Origin of the sequence: Mesorhizobium sp. B4-1-4, assembly GCF_006439395.2 — a bacterium.
Classification (GTDB): Bacteria; Pseudomonadota; Alphaproteobacteria; order Rhizobiales; family Rhizobiaceae; genus Mesorhizobium.
Genome location: NZ_CP083950.1, coordinates 2,293,699 through 2,310,707, shown reverse-complemented (window position 1 = coordinate 2,310,707; position 17,009 = coordinate 2,293,699). Strand labels below are relative to the sequence as shown.

Below are 17,009 nucleotides of genomic sequence, written 5' to 3'. Positions count from 1 at the left end.
CGTGCGGGTGGGACTGGCCTACCCGTTTGGCCTACCCGAAAGGCTGTTTCTGGGTACGCTTCTCGCGCGCATAGAGCGCTACGGCCATCGCCCGGTTGCGGACGTCGAGCTTGTCGTAGAGATTCTTGAGGTGGTATTTCACCGTGTTCTCGGAAATGCCCGTCCGCGTCGCGATCTGCAGATTGGTCCAGCCGTCGGAGAGCACCGCCAGCAGCTCGCGCTCGCGGACCGTGAGCAGCGCCAGCGGCGTGTCGTTGACCTTGTTGATGTCGATAAAGGGGATGCAGATGCGCCCGTGCGCGACGGCCAGCATCGTCTCGAAGATGATGGCCGGATCGTCGAACTGAAAGCAGTAGCCCTGGGCTCCCAGCCGCACGCACTGCTTCAGGATGCCGATGTCATGGTCATTTGAAAACACCGTTATGCGCACATCAAGCTTGCGGCCCTGGACCTCGGCCAGAACATCCGCGCCATCCATGTCGGAGAGCTTCCAGCCGATGACGGCGACGTCGAATTCGCCCGCCATTGCCAGTTCCAGGAAATGCTTGCCGCTTTGCACCGAGCCCAGAAGTTCGAAACGCCCGTCGCATTCGAGCATTTCGCGCAGGGCCGATATGACGAGCGGATTGCGTTCGGCGACGACCACGCGAACGCGCCGCTCTTCGATTGCCTTGTCCGGTTTCTGCGAGCTGATCTTCAAGGGTTTCCGGCTGTTCGGGTTTCGGCCTGGGCGGTCCAGCCGATGCGTGGACCTGCATCATGACAATTCTGACCCAATTGCATAGGGGTGCTCTTTCCCCAGCGACATGCGCTGTCGCGCCGCCTGAACACCAAGCCCATCTTGTTCTCGTGAATTCGACAGGTTCCGGGCTCGACTGCCAGCACCACATCGGCGCAAGTCATCGCCAATGGAAAGTGTCCGTTTCATTCAGGATTTCCGTGGCTTAGAGCAACAGGTTGCGAACTCGAATCATGCTGTGCCCTATCTCTCTTTTTGTTTCAGCGTCGGACCCAAAACCGGTTTCCACTTTTCAAGATCATGGTCTAGACCTGACAGGCACCTTTTCGGGATTCTGATGGCGGGAGGCGCTGGTGGAAGACCAGGACAAGCAGACGACCTCCGCCAAGGCGGCTGACGAGGTCCACGCCGACATCTATGGCGAGCACGGCGCAGTGCTTTCGTCCTTCCTTGCCCAGATCGGGGCTGCGATCGCCGACCGCGACACGCTGACCCTCAAGCGTGAAGTCGACCATCTGCACCAGTCGGAACTCGGCGACCTGATCGAGGCGCTGCATCCCGAACAAAGGCGAGCGCTGGTCGAACTCCTGGGCGCCGATTTCGACTTTTCCGCGCTGACCGAAGTCGACGAGGCGATCCGCATGGAGATCGTCGACAACCTTCCGAACGCGCAGATCGCGCAGGCGGTGCAGGAACTCGATTCCGACGACGCGGTCTACATTCTCGAAGACCTTGAAAAGGAAGATCAGGACGAGATCCTGTCGCAGTTGCCGTTCACCGAACGGATCAGGCTGCGCCGCTCGCTGGACTATCCGGAAGAGACCGCCGGGCGGCGCATGCAGACGGAGTTCGTCGCGGTGCCGCCGTTCTGGACCATCGGCCAGACGATCGACTACATGCGCGAGGACAAGAACCTTCCCGATCGCTTCAGCCAGATCTTCGTCATCGATCCGACCTTCAAGCTGTTAGGGGCCATCGACCTCGACCAGATCCTGCGCACCAAGCGCGCGGTCAAGGTCGAGGAGGTCATGCACGAGACGCGCCACGCCATCCCGGCCACGATGGACCAGGAAGAGGCGGCGCGGGAGTTCGAGCAGTACGACCTGCTTTCGGCCGCCGTCGTCGACGAGAACGAGCGGTTAGTCGGCGTGCTGACCATCGACGACGTCGTCGACGTCATCCAGCAGGAAGCCGAGGAAGATCTCCTGCGCATGGGCGGCGTCGGCGACGAGGAGCTTTCCGACACCGTGCTTGCGACCTCGCGTTCGCGCGTTCCTTGGCTGCTGGTCAACCTTGTCACGGCATTCCTGGCGGCATCGGTGATCGGCCTGTTCGACCACACGATCGAGCGGATCGTGGCACTCGCCGTGCTGATGCCGATCGTGGCCGGCATGGGCGGCAATGCCGGTTCGCAAACCATGACCGTCACCGTGCGGGCGCTGGCGACCAAGGATCTCGACATCTACAATGCCGCCCGCATCATCCGCCGCGAAGTGGGTGTGGGCTTCATCAATGGCATCGTCTTTGCCGTTCTGATCGGCATCGTCGCCGCCGCGTGGTTTCGCGATCCCAATCTCGGCGGGATCATAGGAGCCGCCATGATCATCAACATGTTCGCGGCCGCACTTGCCGGCATCCTGATTCCTCTATTGCTCGACCGGTTCAAGATCGACCCGGCCGTGGCGTCGGCGGTCTTCGTCACCACCGTCACCGACTGCGTCGGCTTTTTCGCCTTCCTCGGCCTCGCAAGCTGGTGGTTCGGCGTCAGGTGAACGGGCTCAATTGACTTTTACGTAAATGCCGTGCGAGGCTTGCGTGGGGTGTCTTGTCGATTCCGGCGAGGCAAGGGTTTGTTGCGGAACAGAGGGCGACGCATGGCGTTCCTCCGGGATTCCGGCACGGAGTGACAATGCGGGAATATTATTCGATCACCGAACTGACCCGGGAATTCGACGTATCGACGCGGACACTGCGTTTCTACGAGGACGAGGGGCTGGTCCAGCCAGTGCGGCGCGGCCGCACGCGGCTGTTTCGCCCATCCGACCGCCACCTCATCCGGCAGATCATGCGCGGCAAAAGGCTTGGCTTCTCAATCAACGAAATCCGCGAGATCATCCAGATGTACAAGGAGCCGCCGGGCGAGGTCGGGCAGCTCAAGCTGATGATCAAGCGCATCGAGGAAAAGCGCGAGGACCTCCGCCAAAAGCGCCGCGACCTCGAGGAGACGCTGGCCGAACTCGACCAGGCCGAGGAATCCTGCGTCGAGCGGCTGGTGGAGCTGGGCGTGAATACGTGAACCCGCTCGCAACCGAATACTTCAGCATTCGTCTAGGCCAAACTTTTCGCAGACGTTCGAGATTGGCCGGAGCCTCCCGAACTTCGTCATCCTTGGGCGTAGCGACGCGAAGCGGAGCGAAGACCCAAGGATCCATGCCGTTACCTTGATCGTAGAGTGCCACGGGGCAGAATTCTGAACTGTTGCAACGCCTTAACGTCACGGCATGGATCCTAGGGTCCGCGCCGCGTCGCTGCGCTCCTTGCTTCGCCCTAGGATGACGAAGTTAGGGAGGCTTCGGCCAATCGCCAAGGAATGCGATCCGCTTGCGCTGCTCCAGCAGCCTGTCATTACAGAGCCAGGCGACGCTGCCTCAAATCCAGCGTCGCACCCGTTTGGTGTAGTCGCGGTATTTCTTGCCGAACTTCGCCGCCAGGATTTTTTCCTCGCCCTCGATCGCAACCTTCTGCGTAACAAACGCGGCGATGAAGGCAAACAGGAAGAACCAGGCTATCCCCGAGACGAAGGCGACGCCGATCAGCATCAGGGTGAGTGCCAGGTAGATGGGGTTACGGGTGATGCCGAACGGGCCCGAGGTGACGAGATGGTCCGGCAGGGCGATGGGGCTGAGCGTGGTCTTGGCCCGCATCATGGTGCGGATAGCGGTGACCCAGAGCGCCGCGGCGCCGAACAGTGCTACCCAGCCGGCCGCGAACAGGATGTCGCCCAGAAGATCGTCGATCCAGGGCAAGGGGTAGAGCATGCCGAGGATGACGCTGATGGCGATGGCCGCGGCGTAGATCACCGGTGGCCAAGGGATCACTCCGGGCTTCGGCTGGCTGTCGGTCATTGCGTCCCTCCCTCCGTCATCTTGTCCTCGGTCTTACCGGTGCACATGCCGGCAAGATCGGACAGATGGGCTCTCCAGTCCGCAGTCTGGTCGTTGTTGTAGAGCCGATCAAGAGAGGCCTCGCCTTCGAGCGTATCGAGCATGCAGCCGCAATAGCTCGAACAGAAGGTTGCATCACGCGTCTGCTCGCACGAGCGCTGGCAGGTTTTCAGGAAATTGACCTGCGGGGTTTCGACCTGGGCCGGCATGACTTGCGAAAACAGCCAGACACAGCCGATCAGCAGCGGCTGGTGGATCAGGTAGAAGGCGAGGCTGTGGCGGCCGATGACGACCAGCGGACTGGCCCAGCGGCCGGGCACCAGGCTCGCCAGGCGCGCTCGCATGCCGGAGGCGGAGGCGAGTTTCGTCACCCCGATGCCGATCAGCACCGCGCCGAACCATGGAAACAGCGGAACGTAGTCGTTGGAACGCGGATTGATTGCCGACAGGCCGATCCACCACAGCCACGGATGGTCCAGGGCCTCGAAGCGCAGGTAGACGGGCGCCGCGATGATCAGCGCGGCAACGACAAGCGTCAGCAGGGCGGGCAGTCGCAGGAAGGCGAGGCCAAGCAGGCTGGCGAGCGCGATCTCGTGCAGGATGCCGAAGAAGATGAAGCCATCGGGCGTCGCGATGCGGGTGACAACAGAAATGGCGACCGCCGCGCCGGCGACCATGGCGAACCGCTTCCAGAAGCCGTTCCAGCGGATCTGCTTGCCATGGGCGAGATACAGGCTGACGCCGACCAGGAACAGGAAGGTCGAGGCGATGCAGCGCGCGTAGATCTTCCACCAGCCGAAGGCGGTAAGGCCGGGATCGGTGTAACCGAAGAACTCCAGGTCCCAGGTGAAGTGATAGCTCGCCATGGCCAGCAGCGCGATGCCGCGAACGACGTCGATGGCGGCGATGCGCTTCGGTGGCTCCGGAACGGGTGCGGTCGGCGTATGGATGGTCATGGTCTCGCGATCTGATTCAGCCCCGCTTGAGGACTATCACGGTTCAACCAGACAGAAGAAGGCCGGGACCGTCGGCATAGCGCCGAGCCGCGCCGGCCGTTTGGGATCTCGCTTTAGGCCAGCGCCGGAAAGCCTTTGACCAGCTTCGTTTTTCCCCGCACGCGCGTCGGTTTCCTCTTATTGGCACCGAAATGGCCAAGGCAGATTTGGCCGGTGATTCTGCTTTGGGGAAGCAATGTCCACCCATGTGCGCCATCCGATCTGGCTCCCGGCCCTCAAGGCCACGGATGCGCGCACCTTTGCCTCGCTCTACGCGGTCGAGTCCTTCGCTCGCGCCACGGTGTCGAGCGTCATCCCGATCCAGGCCTACGAGATTCTGCACAACGAGCAGATCGTCTCGATCCTTTATACCATCGTGGCGCTGCTCGGCCTATCGGTGACCTTGTTCATGCCGATGCTGATCCGCCGCTTTGCGCGGCGCTGGGTCTACACCGCCGGCGCCTGCCTGCTCGCCATCGGATCGCTCTTCTTCGTCACCCATACGCTTGCCGGACAATTGGCCGGCATGCTGTGCCGGGTCATGGGCGCCAGCGCGTTGTCGATCACGCTCAATCTCTACATCATGGACCATATCCGCAAGACCGACTTCATGCAGGCCGAGTCGCTGCGCATGGCGTGGTCGATGTTCGCCTGGACCGGTGGCCCGACGCTCGGCATCTTCCTTTACGCGCATTTCGGCATCTATGCCGCGCATGGCGCGGTGGCGGTGTTCGCCGCGATCTTGCTGGCCCTGTTCTGGTTCTATCGGCTCAGCGACAACCAATCGATCCAACCGGGCAAAACGCGTCCGGTCAATCCGCTCGCCAATATCGGCCGCTTCGTCGCGCAGCCGAGACTGAGGCTCGCCTGGCTGATCGCCTTCGGCCGCTCCTGCTTCTGGACGACGTTCTTCGTCTATGGACCGCTGTTCATGGTGATTACCGGCGAGGGCGAACTGGCCGGTGGCTTGCTGGTCTCGGCCGGCAACGCGCTTCTGTTCATGGCCATCTTCTGGGGCAAGGCCGGAAAGCGCTTTGGCGGCCGCAAGACCATGACCTTTGCCTATTTCGCCATGTCGGCCACGCTTCTGGCGGCAGGTGCGGTCGGCGAGAGCGTGCCGCTGCTCACCGGCGCCTTTCTGCTGTGCGGCGCCTTCTTCACCATTGCGCTCGATGCGCTGGGTTCGACCGCCTTCATGCGCTCGGTGCGTACCTACGAACGCGCCCAGATGGCCGCGGTGTACCGGACCTATCTCGATTTTTCCGAACTGACGCCGCCCCTGGTCTATTCGGTGGTGCTGGCGTTCTTCGGGCTGGGTTCGGTTTTCGTCACGCTCGGCCTGCTGGCCGCCGTCTGCGGCTTCGTGACCTGGCGCTATCTGCCGAAATCGCTTTAGTGACCTCGATGGTTCTGCCGGAGCGAATTCTGAAGGCCGACTAGCCGGTTGTCTCGCGCGTTGCGTGGCGCTCGCGCACCCAGTTGTGGAAGCGGTGCAGGTCATACTCCTCGGGCATCAGCACGCCGGCCATGTGCCGCTTCGAATGCAAGCCGTTCTGGTTGATCTCGCAGATCGCGGTATCCTCCTCCAATACCTGCGTGCCGAAGGCGATGATGTTGTCGATGTCGGTCGCGGCGAGCGTCTCGGGCGCGAACAGCCATTCCGCGATCAGTCCGGTCTGCTCCGGACCAAGCGGCATCAGGCGCACGGTCCTGACATAGTCGACATGGCCGACGATAAACATCGAGGGCAGGCTGGTGGCGTAGGTCTGGCCGGCGGCGCGTTCGGCCGGCGTCAAGCCCGGGAAGAGCGGTCCATGCGCCCTGCCATCGCGCGACCAGGTTTCGGCGCCCGACCGCAGGCCACCGGAAAATTCCGGCGCGTCATTGTCGGCGTTGCGGACCCATTCGGGGTCGTCATGCCGGCTCATCAGGCCGCGGCCATAGATCGGCACCAGCCGCGACAGATCCTTGTGCACGCCCGGGCAGTGCAGGCATTCGTTGAAGTTTTCCCAGAAAATCTTCCAGTTGCAGTTCATCACCTTGCGCAGCACATGGCCTGATACCAGCGTTTCCAGCGGCCAGTTGCCGAGATTGCCGGAGGCCGGGTCGAAAGATGCCTGGGCGGAGCCGGCCGCATCCTCTCGCAGGTTGATGAACACGAAGCCGCGCCACACCGACAGGGCGACGCGATAGAGCGGATGGTCCGCCTTGTCGAAGCCGTCTGGCAGCGACTTCGACGGCACGCGCACGAGATCGCCGCGCAGCGAATAGGACCAGGCGTGATAGGGGCACGTGATCAGCCGCGCCTTCAGCCGGCCTTCGCTCTCCTGACAAAGCTGCGAGCCGCGATGCCGGCAGGTGTTGTGGAAGGCGTGCAGTTCGCCGATGTCGTCGCGCAGCACGACGATTTCCTGCGTGCCGACGCGGAAGGTGCGGAAAGCCAGCGGCTGGGCAAGATCGGCTTCGCGGCAGACGAGCAGCCAGTTTCGATACCAGATGGCTTCGAGGTCTCGTTGGTAGGTCTCCGCGTCCCAATAGGCCGATGACGGCAGCGTCGGTTCAGCCCGGGCAAGGCCGTTGTAGGGATCGCGCTCGCTGGCACTGGGCTGCATGGCTGGCTCCTGTGAAGGTGCCAGCCGACACCCGGCCAGTGGAATTGTCAAATGCGGCAAAAGCAAACTGATCTCGACATGGCGCATTCGCAATGGTCGCCGGCGGAATTGGGTTTGCCGGGGGCGTCGATTCTGCCTATAGTCCAGACTGTCGTCGGTTCCGCTTTGGAGCCAAGAGGGAATACGGTGCGGGCTGAGTTCTTGCCCAATGCCGTGGCTGCCCCCGCAACTGTGTGCGGTAGTCCGCTCCATAGGCCACTGAAGATTTTCTTCGGGAAGGTGGAGAAGGGCGCTGATCCGCGAGCCAGGAGACCTGCCGGCGACAGGAAAATGACTTCGATGCCCTCGGGTGGAGGGCGAAAGGACAAGAGATGAATACCGCTTCCGTCTCCCCCGGCACTTCTGTTTCCTCGCAGTCGCGCTTCATGCAGCTCGCGCTTGCCGCGCTGCTCGGCATTTTCGTCGTTGGCTTTGTCGGCTTTTCGCATATCGATGCGGTCCACAATGCCGCCCACGATTATCGTCATTCGATGGCGTTTCCCTGCCACTGACGCGGATTTGACATCATGAACCTGTTTCGCAACGTCGTGTTCATCGCGGCGATCGCAGGGCTCGTGGCCGGCGTCGTTCTCGCCTGCATGCAGGCCTATGCCACCGTGCCGCTGATCCTCAAGGCTGAAGTCTACGAGCAGGCCGGCGGCGGCCACCATCACGACCACGCCGCGTCGGCAGCGGCCGATACCAACGCTATGAGCCCTGCCGCGCCGGCAGGAAACGGCATGAGCTCCGCCGCGCCGGGGCCGGAGCCAGCCGCCGTGGCGGCGGAAGACGAGGGCTGGGCTCCGGCCGACGGCTTCGAGCGTTTTGGTTTCAGTGTGCTTGCCAATATCGTCACCGGCATCGGCTTCGCGCTCGTTCTAGTGGCGGTCTCGGAATTCGCCGGCGGTATCGGCAACTGGCGCCAGGGCGTGTTCTGGGGCCTGGCCGGCTTTGCCGTGTTCACGCTGGCGCCTGGCCTCGGCCTGCCGCCGGAACTGCCGGCCATGCCGGCGGCCGACCTTATACAGCGCCAGATCTGGTGGGTGGCGACCGTGGTCGCGACCGCAATCGGACTGGGCCTGATCGCGTTCCGCAGATCGCTGCCGCTGACCATCCTTGCCGTCCTGCTGATCGTCGCCCCGCACATCGTCGGCGCGCCGCAGCCCGACAGTTTCGAGACGCCGATCCCGGAAGGCCTGCATCACCAGTTCGTGGTGGCGGTAACGCTGACCAATTTGGTGTTCTGGCTGGTGCTCGGGGCGGTTGTCGGCGTGATTCGCGGACGCTTCACTGGCACCGCCACCAGCCTGCGCGACAGCTTTGCCTGATCGCAGCAAGCTGACCTTCATCATCGGTGGTGCACGCTCGGGAAAGAGCGCGCATGCTGAGGTCCTTGTCTCGGCCGCGCCTTCGCCATGGGCCTATATCGCCACCGCGCAAGCCTATGACGCGGAGATGCGCGAACGCATCGCGCTGCACCGCTCGCGGCGCGGCGACGGCTGGGCGACGATCGACGCGCCACTCGATCTCATAGGCGCGATCAAGGCTTTGCCCGACAACCAGCCGATGCTTCTCGACTGCCTGACGTTGTGGCTGACCAATCACATGCTGGCCGAACACGATATCGCAACCGAGTGCCGTCGGTTGGCGGATGTGTTGTCACGGCCGCGCGGCCCGTGGTTCGTGGTATCCAATGAAGTCGGGCAAGGCATCGTGCCGGACAATGCACTGGCGCGCCGGTTCCGCGATGACGCGGGACGGCTCAACCAGCAGGTCGCGGCGGTCGCCGATACGGTGCTGCTGATGGTGGCGGGGCTGCCGCTCAAGGTGAAATGACATGACGGAAGACAAGGATGCGGAGCGCCATCGCGCCAAGATGGCCAAGCGCAAGGCGGTGCAGGATGCCGAGGTGGCGAGCAAAACCGTCGAGAAGGGGCTGCTGATCGTCAATACCGGTCCCGGCAAGGGCAAGACGACGGCTGCCTTCGGCCTGGCGTTGCGCATGCTCGGCTATGGCAAGCGGATCGGCGTCGTCCAGTTCATCAAGGGCAAATGGCACACCGGCGAGAAGGATGCGTTCGCTGCTTTCGGCGACCGCGTCGTGTGGCACGCGATGGGCGAGGGCTTCACTTGGGAGACGCAGGACCTGAAGCGCGACATCGCCGCCGCCGAGGCCGCCTGGGGCAAGGCGCTGGAATTGATCGCCGATCCTTCGATCAGTCTTGTCGTGCTCGACGAACTCAACATCGCTCTGCGCTATGATTATCTCGATCTCGACAAGGTTGTCGCTGCGCTGAAGGCGCGGCGCGAGGGACTGCACATTGTCGTCACCGGACGCAACGCCAAACCGGCGCTGGTCGAGGCGGCGGATCTGGTCACCGAGATGGGAGTCACCAAGCACCACTTTTCGGCAGGCGTGAAGGCGCAGCAAGGGATCGAGTTCTGAGAGTTTTGCGGGCTGTGTGCGAGGCGTTCGGTAAATAGCCTCGCTGATTCCGCTACGCCACGATGGCAATCACCGAGGCCACTCCGAACAGCGCAATCAGCAGATAGTCGGCAACGCGGTAGAGTTTCAGCGCCCGCCTGATGTCGCCGCTGTCGGCTTCGCGACTGCCGCCTTCGCCCATGAAGACATCGTCGACCACCACGCCGCCATAGCTGCGCGGTCCAGCAAGCGCGAGGCCAAGCGCTCCGGCCATGGCCGCTTCCGGCCAGCCGGCGTTGGGCGAGCGGTGCTTTTTGGCGTCGCGCCACACCGCAGTCCAGGCGTTGCGGGGATCGGCTTCCTTGACCAGGAAAGCAGCCAGCACGATCAGCAGAGCCGTCAGCCGCGACGCCGGCAGGTTGATCCAATCGTCGAAGCGCGCCGCCGCCCAGCCGAACGCCTCGTGGCGCGGGGTGCGGTGGCCGATCATCGAATCGGCGGTGTTGGCCGCCTTGTAGGCAGCACCCCCGGCTAGCCCGCCGACGCCTGTCCAGAAGGCGGGGGCGACGATGCCGTCGGAAAAATTCTCGGCCAGGCTTTCGATCGCGGCGCGGCAGACGCCGGCCCTGTCGAGCGTCTCCGGATCACGGCCGACGATTCGCGAGACGGCGACACGGCCCATGGCGAGGCCACCCGAGTCGAGCGAGTCCGCCACGGCCTCGACATGTTCATACAGGCTCTTCTGCGACAGGAAAGACGTCGCCAGAAGGGCGGCAATGATCAGTCCCAGCGGAACGAACCAGAGCAGAAGGATCTGCACGCAAAGGCCGATCACCGCCGGTATCAGCACGATGACCAGAAGCGCCCGGACGCCGCGTTGGCGACGCAGCGCGTCGGGATCAGTGGCGCGGTTGAGCCTGCGATCGAGAAAGGATATCAGGCTGCCGAACCACGTCACCGGATGACCGATGGCGCGAAACAGCCAGTCCGGATAACCCAGGACGAATTCGACGGCCAGTGACAGGAAAGCGATCAGGACTGACATGAAGCTTCTTGAAGGAGCGGTGGACCATGGTGGAAGTCTTGGCCGGGCGAGGGCGCTTTTCCCCAATGCCTTGCTGCCTTTCGTCGACCTCTCGACCGGTATCAATCCGCACTCCTACCCGCTTTTCGACTTGCCCGCCACCTCGCTGTCGCGTTTGCCGGAAGCAGGCCGCGGGCGCGAGCTGACGGAAACCGCGGCCCGCACCTACGGCGCGCCGTCGCCAGCCCACGTCGTCGCGGCGCCCGGTACCCAAATCCTGTTGCCGCGCGTGGCATCGCTGGTGAGGCCCGGCAAGGCATTGGTGCTGGGGCCGACCTATGCCGAACACGCCCGGGCGGCGGCGATCGCCGGGCACGAGGTGACCGAAGTCAGCGATTTTGCGGCGCTCGCCGACGCCGACCTTGCCATCATCGTCAATCCCAACAATCCGGATGGGCGCGTCATCGAGCGCGACCGGTTGCTGGCGCTGGCCGGGGGACTGCGCGCCAAGGGCGGCCTGCTGGTCGTCGACGAGGCGTTCATGGATGTCGGCCCGCGCGAACACAGTCTGGCCGGCGATGTCGGGCAGGGCGGCATCGTCGTGCTGCGCTCGTTCGGCAAGTTCTTTGGCCTGGCTGGCCTGCGGCTTGGATTCGCGCTTTCCGATACGCCGACGGTGGACCTGCTGGAAACGCAATTCGGCCCATGGGCTGTTGCTGGCCCGGCGCTGGAATACGGTGTCCGAGCGCTCGCGGATATCGGCTGGCAGGACGCGATGCGGACATCGCTCGCGGAGGCATCGGCACGGCTCGACGCGCTGTTCGGCCGCTTCGGCGTGCCCGTGGCGGGCGGCACTACGTTGTTCCGCTATCTCGGCCTAGCGGATGCCGCAGGCCTGTTTTCCGCGCTTGGCGAGCGCGGCATCCTGCTGCGGCATTTCTCCGACCGGCCGCATGTCCTGCGCGCAGGCCTGCCGGGGAATGAGGAAGAATGGCGTCGGCTCGAATCCGCTCTTGCCGGCTGGGCTTCGCGGCGCGACGATGGCGCCAGGGAGATCGCGCGATGATGATCCATGTCTGTTCGCTGGCAAAGGTCGAGGAAACGGTGGCGAGGACCGGTGCCGATCGCCTGCTGTCGCTGCTCGCCGCCGGAACCGAGGTGGTGCGCCCGGCCTCGATCGCCAGGGAAAACCATCTGCACCTGGTCATGCACGACATTGCGATAGCGCAGGACGGCATGACCATGCCGGGAGAGGATCACGTGCGCAACCTGCTCGATTTCGCGCGCCGGTGGGACCGTGCAAGGCCGATGGTGGTGCATTGCTATGCAGGCATCAGTCGTTCGACCGCCTCGGCTTATATCATCGCCGCCGCCCTGGCGCCGAAACGTGACGAGGCCGAATTGGCTCAGACATTGCGGACGCTGTCCCCCTCGGCGACACCCAATCCGCGCCTGATTGCCGTGGCGGATGCACTGCTTGATCGCAATGGCCGCATGATCGAGGCGATCCTGTCGATCGGCCGTGGCGCCGACGCCTTCGAGGGTACGCCTTTTGCGCTGAAGATCGACGCTTAGGAGACTATCTAAGCCACTCCGCGAGCTTTGCCTTGCGCACGTCCTTGAGCAGGCTGATGAACCCGTCGGCCTGATATTCTGCCGTCAAGCGTCCTTTTTCGGCTGTCGCGATGCTGGCGTCGCCGACCACGCCGTTCGGGTTCAGGTCGCTGGCGAGCCAGGCAAAGGCGTGCGTGCCGGTGTGGCGCAGCAGCGAGAATTCCTTCTCGGCGCGGGCGACGTTGGAAACGAAATTGTCGGCCCTGCCCATGTCGACAAGGTCCGGCCGGAAATGCAGCATCAGCGAAGTCTCGACATCGCCGCCATGGATGCCGTGACGATCCTCGAGCTCGGTGTACATGCCGGCCGGCCGGCCAAAGCGCTGCCAGCTCGTCTTCACCACCAGCATCCTTTCGCGCACGCGCAATTCACGCGTGATGATGCCCATGATCTCCTCATTGCCGCCATGCGAATTGACGACGACGAGCTTGCGCACACCGGCGCGCGCGACCGACAGGGCAAGCTCGGTCCAGGCCTCGACCAATGTCGTTGCCGGCAGGGTGAGGGTGCCCGGCGCGTGCAGATGCTCGTTCGACTTGCCCACCGCCTGCACCGGCAGGATGCGGATGTCGAGATCGTCGGGCAGACCCGAAATGACCGTGTCGAGCATGCCATTCATGATCGAGGTGTCGGTCGAGACAGGCAGATGCGGCCCATGCTGCTCGATCGCCGCAACCGGCAGCACGGCAATCGTCGCCTCCGGATCGACCGAGGCATATTCGGTGGTCCGGTAGTCACCCCACCAGACGCGTCTTCTTGTTTTGTCCATTTTGACCTCGAAGAAACTGAAGCACGTCGGCCCCGCCCCTCACCCTTACCCTTTCCCCGTGAAAAACGGGGAGAGGGGGACGCTAACGTCGCAGCTTCTCCCTTCTCCCCCGTCACTATACGGGAAGAAGGTGCCGGCAGGCGGATGAGGGGCGGCGCCAGCCTTTGATAGTTTGACTTTAGACCATCGGCCAGTCGATTCGTAGCGCGGCGCTTCTCATCCGGCGGCGATTGCCTCGACCTCGACCTTGAATTCGGGCCTGGCAAAGCCGGAAACGATCATCAGCGTCGAGGCCGGCGCCGGGCTCGAAAACAGCCGGTCGCGGACATCCATATAGGGCCGCAAATGTGCGCGGTCGGTGACATAGGCATTGATTCTCACGATGTCCTGCAGTCCCAGCCCCGCCTCTCCGAGCACCGCCGCGAGGTTGCGGAAGCAGAGCTCGGCCTGGGCGCCGGCGTCCTCGGGGATTTGGTCGTCCGCCGTGATGGCGACCTGGCCCGAGCACAGCACCAGCCGCTTGCCGGCCGGCACCTCGACACCGTGGCTATAGCGGGCAAAGGGCGGCTTGATCGACTTGGGGGTGAGAAACTTGAACATGGCAATCTCCGGTTTGCCGTCAGCCTGGGACGGGTTTCATTACAGTTTCAAGATGGCGGTGCACAGCTTCAAGATGGCGGTGCATGTCGCCGGTGCGATTGTGGACAGGCGTTCAAAAAATGGGCACGATGCCTCCGGTGCAGCACGACCTTTCCGGCTTTCGCAGATGGCTGTGGTGCAGGCGGGCGGGTCCCGGCGTGAGACGCCGTGGCATGTGTCTTGCTTCTTGAATCTTTGGTGTCGAGCCTGGCGCGTGGAGCGCCGGAGCAAACAATGGGTGGTGTCGATGTACGGAAAACAGAAGATCTCGGTGGGCGTGGCAGCCTTGCTGGCCGCCAGCACGCTGGGGGCCGCGGCGAATGAAAAAGTCACCTTCGGCACCAACTGGCTGGCCGAGCCGGAACATGGCGGATATTATCAGGCCGTGGCCGATGGCACCTATACCGCCTGCGGCCTCGATGTCACTATCATGCAGGGCGGCCCGCAGGTCAGCGGGCGGCCGATGCTTCTGGCCGGCAAGATCGATTTCTATATGGGCGGCAATCTGCTGTCGGCCTTCGATGCCGTGCAGCAGGGCATTCCGATGCGAGTCGTGGCGGCCGACTTCCAGAAGGATCCGCAGGTCATCATGTCACACCCCGGCGAAGGGCTCGACAAATGGGAGGATCTGAAGAACGCCGACCAGTATATTCTGGGCGACGAGGGCGTGCAGACGTTCTTCCAATGGATGGTCATCGAGCTCGGCTTCGATGCCGCCAAGCGCGTGCCTTACACCTATAACACCGCTCCCTTCATCGCCAACAAGAAGTCGATCCAGCAGGGTTACGTCACTTCAGAGCCGTTCGCGGTCCAGAAGGCAGGCGGCTTCGTGCCGAACCAGTTCCTGCTGGCCGACTATGGCTGGGACACCTATTCGACGACGATCGAGGTGATGCAGGACACGATCGACAAGAAGCCGGAGGTGGTCCAGTGCTTCGTCGATGGCTCGGCCAAGGGCTGGTACAAATATCTCTACGGCGACAACAAGGCCGCCAACGACCTGATCAAGAAAGACAATCCTGACATGACGGACGAGCAGATCGCTTTCTCGATCGAGCAGATGAAGAAGTTCGGCCTTGCCGATTCCGGCGACACCGAAAAACTCGGCATCGGCGCCATGACGGATGCGCGGATCAAGAGTTTCTACGACAAGATGGTCAAGGCCAAGGTCGCACCCGGCGGCATCGACATCAAGAAGGCCTACACGCTGGCCTTCGTCAACAAGGGCGTCGGGCTCGAGCTAAAGAAATAGGCCGGGGTCCGGCATGATAAGGGAAAAGGTGGCGCAAGCGCCCGCGAACGCGTCGGACGTCGCTCCGGCATTGCTGGCATTGCGCGGCGTCGGCAAGGTCTTTTCCAACGGCGTGACGGCGCTGAGCGATGTCGATCTGACAATCCGGGAAGGGGATTTCCTCAGCCTGCTCGGGCCGTCCGGCTGCGGCAAATCGACGGCGCTGCGGCTGATCGCCGGCCTCTCGACGCCGACCTCCGGCGTGCTTGACTGGCGCGGCGGCGGTTCGCTCGATCGCGCCAATATCGGCTTCGTCTTCCAGGAACCGACGCTGCTGCCCTGGGCCAGCGTCTTCGACAATGTCTGGCTGCCGCTCAGGCTGAAAGGCATCTCCCGTGCCAAGGCTGCTCCGGCGATAACGGAGATGCTGGCACGGGTCCACCTGACCGGTTTCGAGGATGCGGTGCCGCGCGAACTGTCCGGCGGCATGAAGATGCGGGTCTCGATCGCGCGCGCCATGGTGACCAGGCCGCGCGTGCTGTTGATGGACGAGCCCTTCGCCGCGCTCGACGAGATCACCCGCTTCAAGCTCAACAACGACCTGCTGGAACTGTGGCAGGACGAGCGCTTTACCGTCGTCTTCGTCACCCACAGCGTTTTCGAGAGCGTGTTTCTCTCCAATCGGGTGGTCGTCATGGCGGCGCGGCCGGGCAGGGTCTTCGACGAACTTGCGATCGAGGCATCCTATCCGCGCGATGAGGTGTTTCGCACCTCGCCAGATTATGCATCCCTTTGCCGGCAGGCCTCGGACGTGCTGGTCAATGCCATCAACTCAACGGCGGGCCCGCATCATGACGGCCATTGACGAGCGGGTGCTCAAGCTCGACCCCGAGGAGGCGCGCCGGGTGCGCCAGGAACGGTTCGAGCGGATCGGCCGCTGGGTGCTGCCGCTGGCGATCATGATCCTGGCCATCTGGCTGTGGGATCGCATCTGCGTGTGGAACGCGATCCCGCAATATATCCTGCCGCGTCCCGGCGTGGTGCTGTGGACGCTCTACAACGATGCCGGCCTGCTGTTCTCGGCACTGCTGGTCACCTTGCGCATCACCTTCCTCAGCCTGCTTTTGGCCGTTGTTGGCGGCGTCGGGCTGGCGGTTTTGTTCGCGCAATCGAAATGGGTGGAGATGTCGTTCTTCCCGTTTGCCATCGTGCTGCAGGTGACGCCGATCGTGGCGATCTTTCCGCTGATCAACATCTATGTCGACAACCAGACGACCAAGCTTCTGCTGTGCGCCTGGATCGTCGCCTTCTTCCCGATTCTGTCCAACACCACGCTTGGCCTCAACTCGGTCGACCGTAATCTGCGCGATTTGTTCAAGCTCAACGGCGCGACGCGCTGGCAGCAACTGCGCTACCTCAGGCTGCCGGCGGCGATGCCGTATTTTCTCGGCGGCCTGAAGATCGCCGGCGGCCTGTCGCTGATCGGCGCCGTGGTGGCCGAGTTCGTCGCCGGCGCCACCGGTCAGTCGTCTGGGCTTGCCTCGCGCATCATCGAGGCCGGCTACCGGCTCAACGCGCCAAGGCTGTTCGCGGCGCTGTTCCTGATTTCGCTAACGGGAATCCTGATCTTCCTGGTGCTGTCCCTGATTTCGCATCTCATTCTGCGGCGCTGGCATGAGAGCGCACTGAAGCAGGAGCGATAACGTTGTTGTATTTTACGTGCCGTGGCGGCTGCTCGCTTATTCCAATGTCGGCGCT

The 17,009-nt window shown here is 63.3% G+C and carries 19 protein-coding genes and 1 riboswitch; of the genes, 12 read left to right on the top strand and 7 right to left on the bottom strand.

From position 1 onward, the window contains the following. Nucleotides 1–31: 31 nt before the first annotated feature. The gene (locus FJW03_RS11240; RefSeq protein ID WP_413466506.1) at nucleotides 32–598 is read right to left on the bottom strand and encodes a LuxR C-terminal-related transcriptional regulator; all 567 of its coding nucleotides are present in this window, start codon (nucleotides 596–598) and stop codon (nucleotides 32–34) included. A 494-nt stretch (nucleotides 599–1,092) separates the two neighbouring features. Here FJW03_RS11240 and mgtE point away from each other — a divergent pair, with 494 nt between their 5' ends. Together mgtE and FJW03_RS11230 are read left to right on the top strand one after the other, a co-directional pair. Then, on the top strand, nucleotides 1,093–2,511 hold the full coding sequence (gene mgtE, locus FJW03_RS11235; protein ID WP_140765870.1) for a magnesium transporter: 1,419 nt from the start codon (nucleotides 1,093–1,095) through the stop codon (nucleotides 2,509–2,511). Between the two features lie 137 nt (nucleotides 2,512–2,648). Beyond that, nucleotides 2,649–3,035, top strand: coding sequence for a MerR family transcriptional regulator (locus tag FJW03_RS11230; RefSeq protein ID WP_006203215.1), 387 nt, complete (start codon nucleotides 2,649–2,651; stop codon nucleotides 3,033–3,035). A 352-nt stretch (nucleotides 3,036–3,387) separates the two neighbouring features. On the opposite strand, the gene FJW03_RS11225 is transcribed toward FJW03_RS11230, so the two are convergent. Together FJW03_RS11225 and FJW03_RS11220 are read right to left on the bottom strand one after the other, a co-directional pair. Beyond that, complete coding sequence (locus FJW03_RS11225; protein ID WP_140765868.1) at nucleotides 3,388–3,864, bottom strand: methyltransferase family protein; 477 nt, start codon at nucleotides 3,862–3,864, stop codon at nucleotides 3,388–3,390. After that, entirely contained in the window at nucleotides 3,861–4,859 is a 999-nt protein-coding gene (locus tag FJW03_RS11220; RefSeq protein WP_140765866.1) for a heparan-alpha-glucosaminide N-acetyltransferase, read from the bottom strand. Before FJW03_RS11220 ends, FJW03_RS11225 begins: the two co-directional genes overlap by 4 nt. A 235-nt stretch (nucleotides 4,860–5,094) precedes the next feature. On the opposite strand from FJW03_RS11220, the gene FJW03_RS11215 reads away from it, so the two are divergent. Continuing rightward, nucleotides 5,095–6,294, top strand: a complete 1,200-nt coding sequence (locus FJW03_RS11215) for an MFS transporter (RefSeq protein WP_140765864.1) — start codon at nucleotides 5,095–5,097, stop codon at nucleotides 6,292–6,294. 40 nt (nucleotides 6,295–6,334) lie between these two features. Here FJW03_RS11215 and FJW03_RS11210 read toward each other — a convergent pair whose 3' ends face one another. Next, nucleotides 6,335–7,510 carry an aromatic ring-hydroxylating oxygenase subunit alpha gene (locus FJW03_RS11210; protein WP_140765862.1) on the bottom strand — a complete coding sequence of 392 codons (1,176 nt, stop codon included), beginning with the start codon at nucleotides 7,508–7,510 and terminating at the stop codon, nucleotides 6,335–6,337. Nucleotides 7,511–7,648: 138 nt separating this feature from the next. Then, nucleotides 7,649–7,846, top strand: a riboswitch (cobalamin riboswitch). Nucleotides 7,847–7,881: 35 nt separating this feature from the next. On the opposite strand from FJW03_RS11210, the gene FJW03_RS11205 reads away from it, so the two are divergent. From FJW03_RS11205 to cobO, 4 genes are read left to right on the top strand one after another with little or no spacing between them, the layout of a single operon-like run. Continuing rightward, nucleotides 7,882–8,061 carry a CbtB domain-containing protein gene (locus tag FJW03_RS11205; protein WP_140765860.1) on the top strand — a complete coding sequence of 60 codons (180 nt, stop codon included), beginning with the start codon at nucleotides 7,882–7,884 and terminating at the stop codon, nucleotides 8,059–8,061. A gap of 15 nt (nucleotides 8,062–8,076) precedes the next feature. Then, on the top strand, nucleotides 8,077–8,877 hold the full coding sequence (locus tag FJW03_RS11200) for a CbtA family protein (RefSeq protein ID WP_140765858.1): 801 nt from the start codon (nucleotides 8,077–8,079) through the stop codon (nucleotides 8,875–8,877). Continuing rightward, nucleotides 8,870–9,385 (top strand): bifunctional adenosylcobinamide kinase/adenosylcobinamide-phosphate guanylyltransferase, encoded by a 516-nt coding sequence (gene cobU / locus FJW03_RS11195; RefSeq protein WP_140765856.1) that lies wholly within the window; start codon nucleotides 8,870–8,872, stop codon nucleotides 9,383–9,385. Before FJW03_RS11200 ends, cobU begins: the two co-directional genes overlap by 8 nt. Nucleotide 9,386: 1 nt before the next feature. Further along, the gene (gene cobO / locus FJW03_RS11190; RefSeq protein ID WP_140765854.1) at nucleotides 9,387–9,995 is read left to right on the top strand and encodes a cob(I)yrinic acid a,c-diamide adenosyltransferase; all 609 of its coding nucleotides are present in this window, start codon (nucleotides 9,387–9,389) and stop codon (nucleotides 9,993–9,995) included. Between the two features lie 52 nt (nucleotides 9,996–10,047). On the opposite strand, the gene cbiB is transcribed toward cobO, so the two are convergent. Beyond that, nucleotides 10,048–11,019 (bottom strand): adenosylcobinamide-phosphate synthase CbiB, encoded by a 972-nt coding sequence (gene cbiB / locus FJW03_RS11185; protein ID WP_140765852.1) that lies wholly within the window; start codon nucleotides 11,017–11,019, stop codon nucleotides 10,048–10,050. On the opposite strand from cbiB, the gene cobD reads away from it, so the two are divergent. Continuing rightward, on the top strand, nucleotides 11,018–12,064 hold the full coding sequence (cobD, locus tag FJW03_RS11180) for a threonine-phosphate decarboxylase CobD (protein ID WP_140765850.1): 1,047 nt from the start codon (nucleotides 11,018–11,020) through the stop codon (nucleotides 12,062–12,064). The two genes, cbiB and cobD, sit on opposite strands and share 2 nt — an antisense overlap. Next, on the top strand, nucleotides 12,064–12,573 hold the full coding sequence (locus FJW03_RS11175) for a tyrosine phosphatase family protein (protein ID WP_140610517.1): 510 nt from the start codon (nucleotides 12,064–12,066) through the stop codon (nucleotides 12,571–12,573). Before cobD ends, FJW03_RS11175 begins: the two co-directional genes overlap by 1 nt. A 4-nt stretch (nucleotides 12,574–12,577) precedes the next feature. Here the strand turns inward: FJW03_RS11175 and FJW03_RS11170 are convergent, their stop codons facing one another. Further along, a complete protein-coding gene (locus FJW03_RS11170) occupies nucleotides 12,578–13,381 on the bottom strand; it encodes a creatininase family protein (RefSeq protein ID WP_140765848.1) in 804 nt (267 codons plus the stop codon). Between the two features lie 216 nt (nucleotides 13,382–13,597). Beyond that, nucleotides 13,598–13,981 carry a RidA family protein gene (locus FJW03_RS11165; RefSeq protein ID WP_140610510.1) on the bottom strand — a complete coding sequence of 128 codons (384 nt, stop codon included), beginning with the start codon at nucleotides 13,979–13,981 and terminating at the stop codon, nucleotides 13,598–13,600. A 286-nt stretch (nucleotides 13,982–14,267) separates the two neighbouring features. On the opposite strand from FJW03_RS11165, the gene FJW03_RS11160 reads away from it, so the two are divergent. From FJW03_RS11160 to FJW03_RS11150, 3 genes are read left to right on the top strand one after another with little or no spacing between them, the layout of a single operon-like run. Further along, nucleotides 14,268–15,272 carry an ABC transporter substrate-binding protein gene (locus tag FJW03_RS11160; RefSeq protein WP_140765847.1) on the top strand — a complete coding sequence of 335 codons (1,005 nt, stop codon included), beginning with the start codon at nucleotides 14,268–14,270 and terminating at the stop codon, nucleotides 15,270–15,272. A 13-nt stretch (nucleotides 15,273–15,285) separates the two neighbouring features. Beyond that, complete coding sequence (locus tag FJW03_RS11155) at nucleotides 15,286–16,116, top strand: ABC transporter ATP-binding protein (protein WP_140765845.1); 831 nt, start codon at nucleotides 15,286–15,288, stop codon at nucleotides 16,114–16,116. Beyond that, complete coding sequence (locus FJW03_RS11150) at nucleotides 16,103–16,954, top strand: ABC transporter permease (RefSeq protein ID WP_140765843.1); 852 nt, start codon at nucleotides 16,103–16,105, stop codon at nucleotides 16,952–16,954. Before FJW03_RS11155 ends, FJW03_RS11150 begins: the two co-directional genes overlap by 14 nt. Nucleotides 16,955–17,009 lie beyond the last annotated feature (55 nt).

Coding starts and splice junctions, on each gene's coding strand:
- FJW03_RS11215 (WP_140765864.1), top strand. CDS start 5,095: ATGTCCACCCATGTGCGCCATCCGATCTGGCTCCCGGCCCTCAAGGCC.
- FJW03_RS11240 (WP_413466506.1), bottom strand. CDS start 598: ATGCTCGAATGCGACGGGCGTTTCGAACTTCTGGGCTCGGTGCAAAGC.
- cobD (WP_140765850.1), top strand. CDS start 11,018: ATGAAGCTTCTTGAAGGAGCGGTGGACCATGGTGGAAGTCTTGGCCGG.
- FJW03_RS11160 (WP_140765847.1), top strand. CDS start 14,268: ATGTACGGAAAACAGAAGATCTCGGTGGGCGTGGCAGCCTTGCTGGCC.
- cobO (WP_140765854.1), top strand. CDS start 9,387: ATGACGGAAGACAAGGATGCGGAGCGCCATCGCGCCAAGATGGCCAAG.
- FJW03_RS11170 (WP_140765848.1), bottom strand. CDS start 13,381: ATGGACAAAACAAGAAGACGCGTCTGGTGGGGTGACTACCGGACCACC.
- FJW03_RS11205 (WP_140765860.1), top strand. CDS start 7,882: ATGAATACCGCTTCCGTCTCCCCCGGCACTTCTGTTTCCTCGCAGTCG.
- FJW03_RS11210 (WP_140765862.1), bottom strand. CDS start 7,510: ATGCAGCCCAGTGCCAGCGAGCGCGATCCCTACAACGGCCTTGCCCGG.
- cbiB (WP_140765852.1), bottom strand. CDS start 11,019: ATGTCAGTCCTGATCGCTTTCCTGTCACTGGCCGTCGAATTCGTCCTG.
- FJW03_RS11155 (WP_140765845.1), top strand. CDS start 15,286: ATGATAAGGGAAAAGGTGGCGCAAGCGCCCGCGAACGCGTCGGACGTC.
- FJW03_RS11165 (WP_140610510.1), bottom strand. CDS start 13,981: ATGTTCAAGTTTCTCACCCCCAAGTCGATCAAGCCGCCCTTTGCCCGC.
- FJW03_RS11230 (WP_006203215.1), top strand. CDS start 2,649: ATGCGGGAATATTATTCGATCACCGAACTGACCCGGGAATTCGACGTA.
- FJW03_RS11200 (WP_140765858.1), top strand. CDS start 8,077: ATGAACCTGTTTCGCAACGTCGTGTTCATCGCGGCGATCGCAGGGCTC.
- FJW03_RS11150 (WP_140765843.1), top strand. CDS start 16,103: ATGACGGCCATTGACGAGCGGGTGCTCAAGCTCGACCCCGAGGAGGCG.
- FJW03_RS11220 (WP_140765866.1), bottom strand. CDS start 4,859: ATGACCATCCATACGCCGACCGCACCCGTTCCGGAGCCACCGAAGCGC.
- FJW03_RS11225 (WP_140765868.1), bottom strand. CDS start 3,864: ATGACCGACAGCCAGCCGAAGCCCGGAGTGATCCCTTGGCCACCGGTG.
- FJW03_RS11175 (WP_140610517.1), top strand. CDS start 12,064: ATGATCCATGTCTGTTCGCTGGCAAAGGTCGAGGAAACGGTGGCGAGG.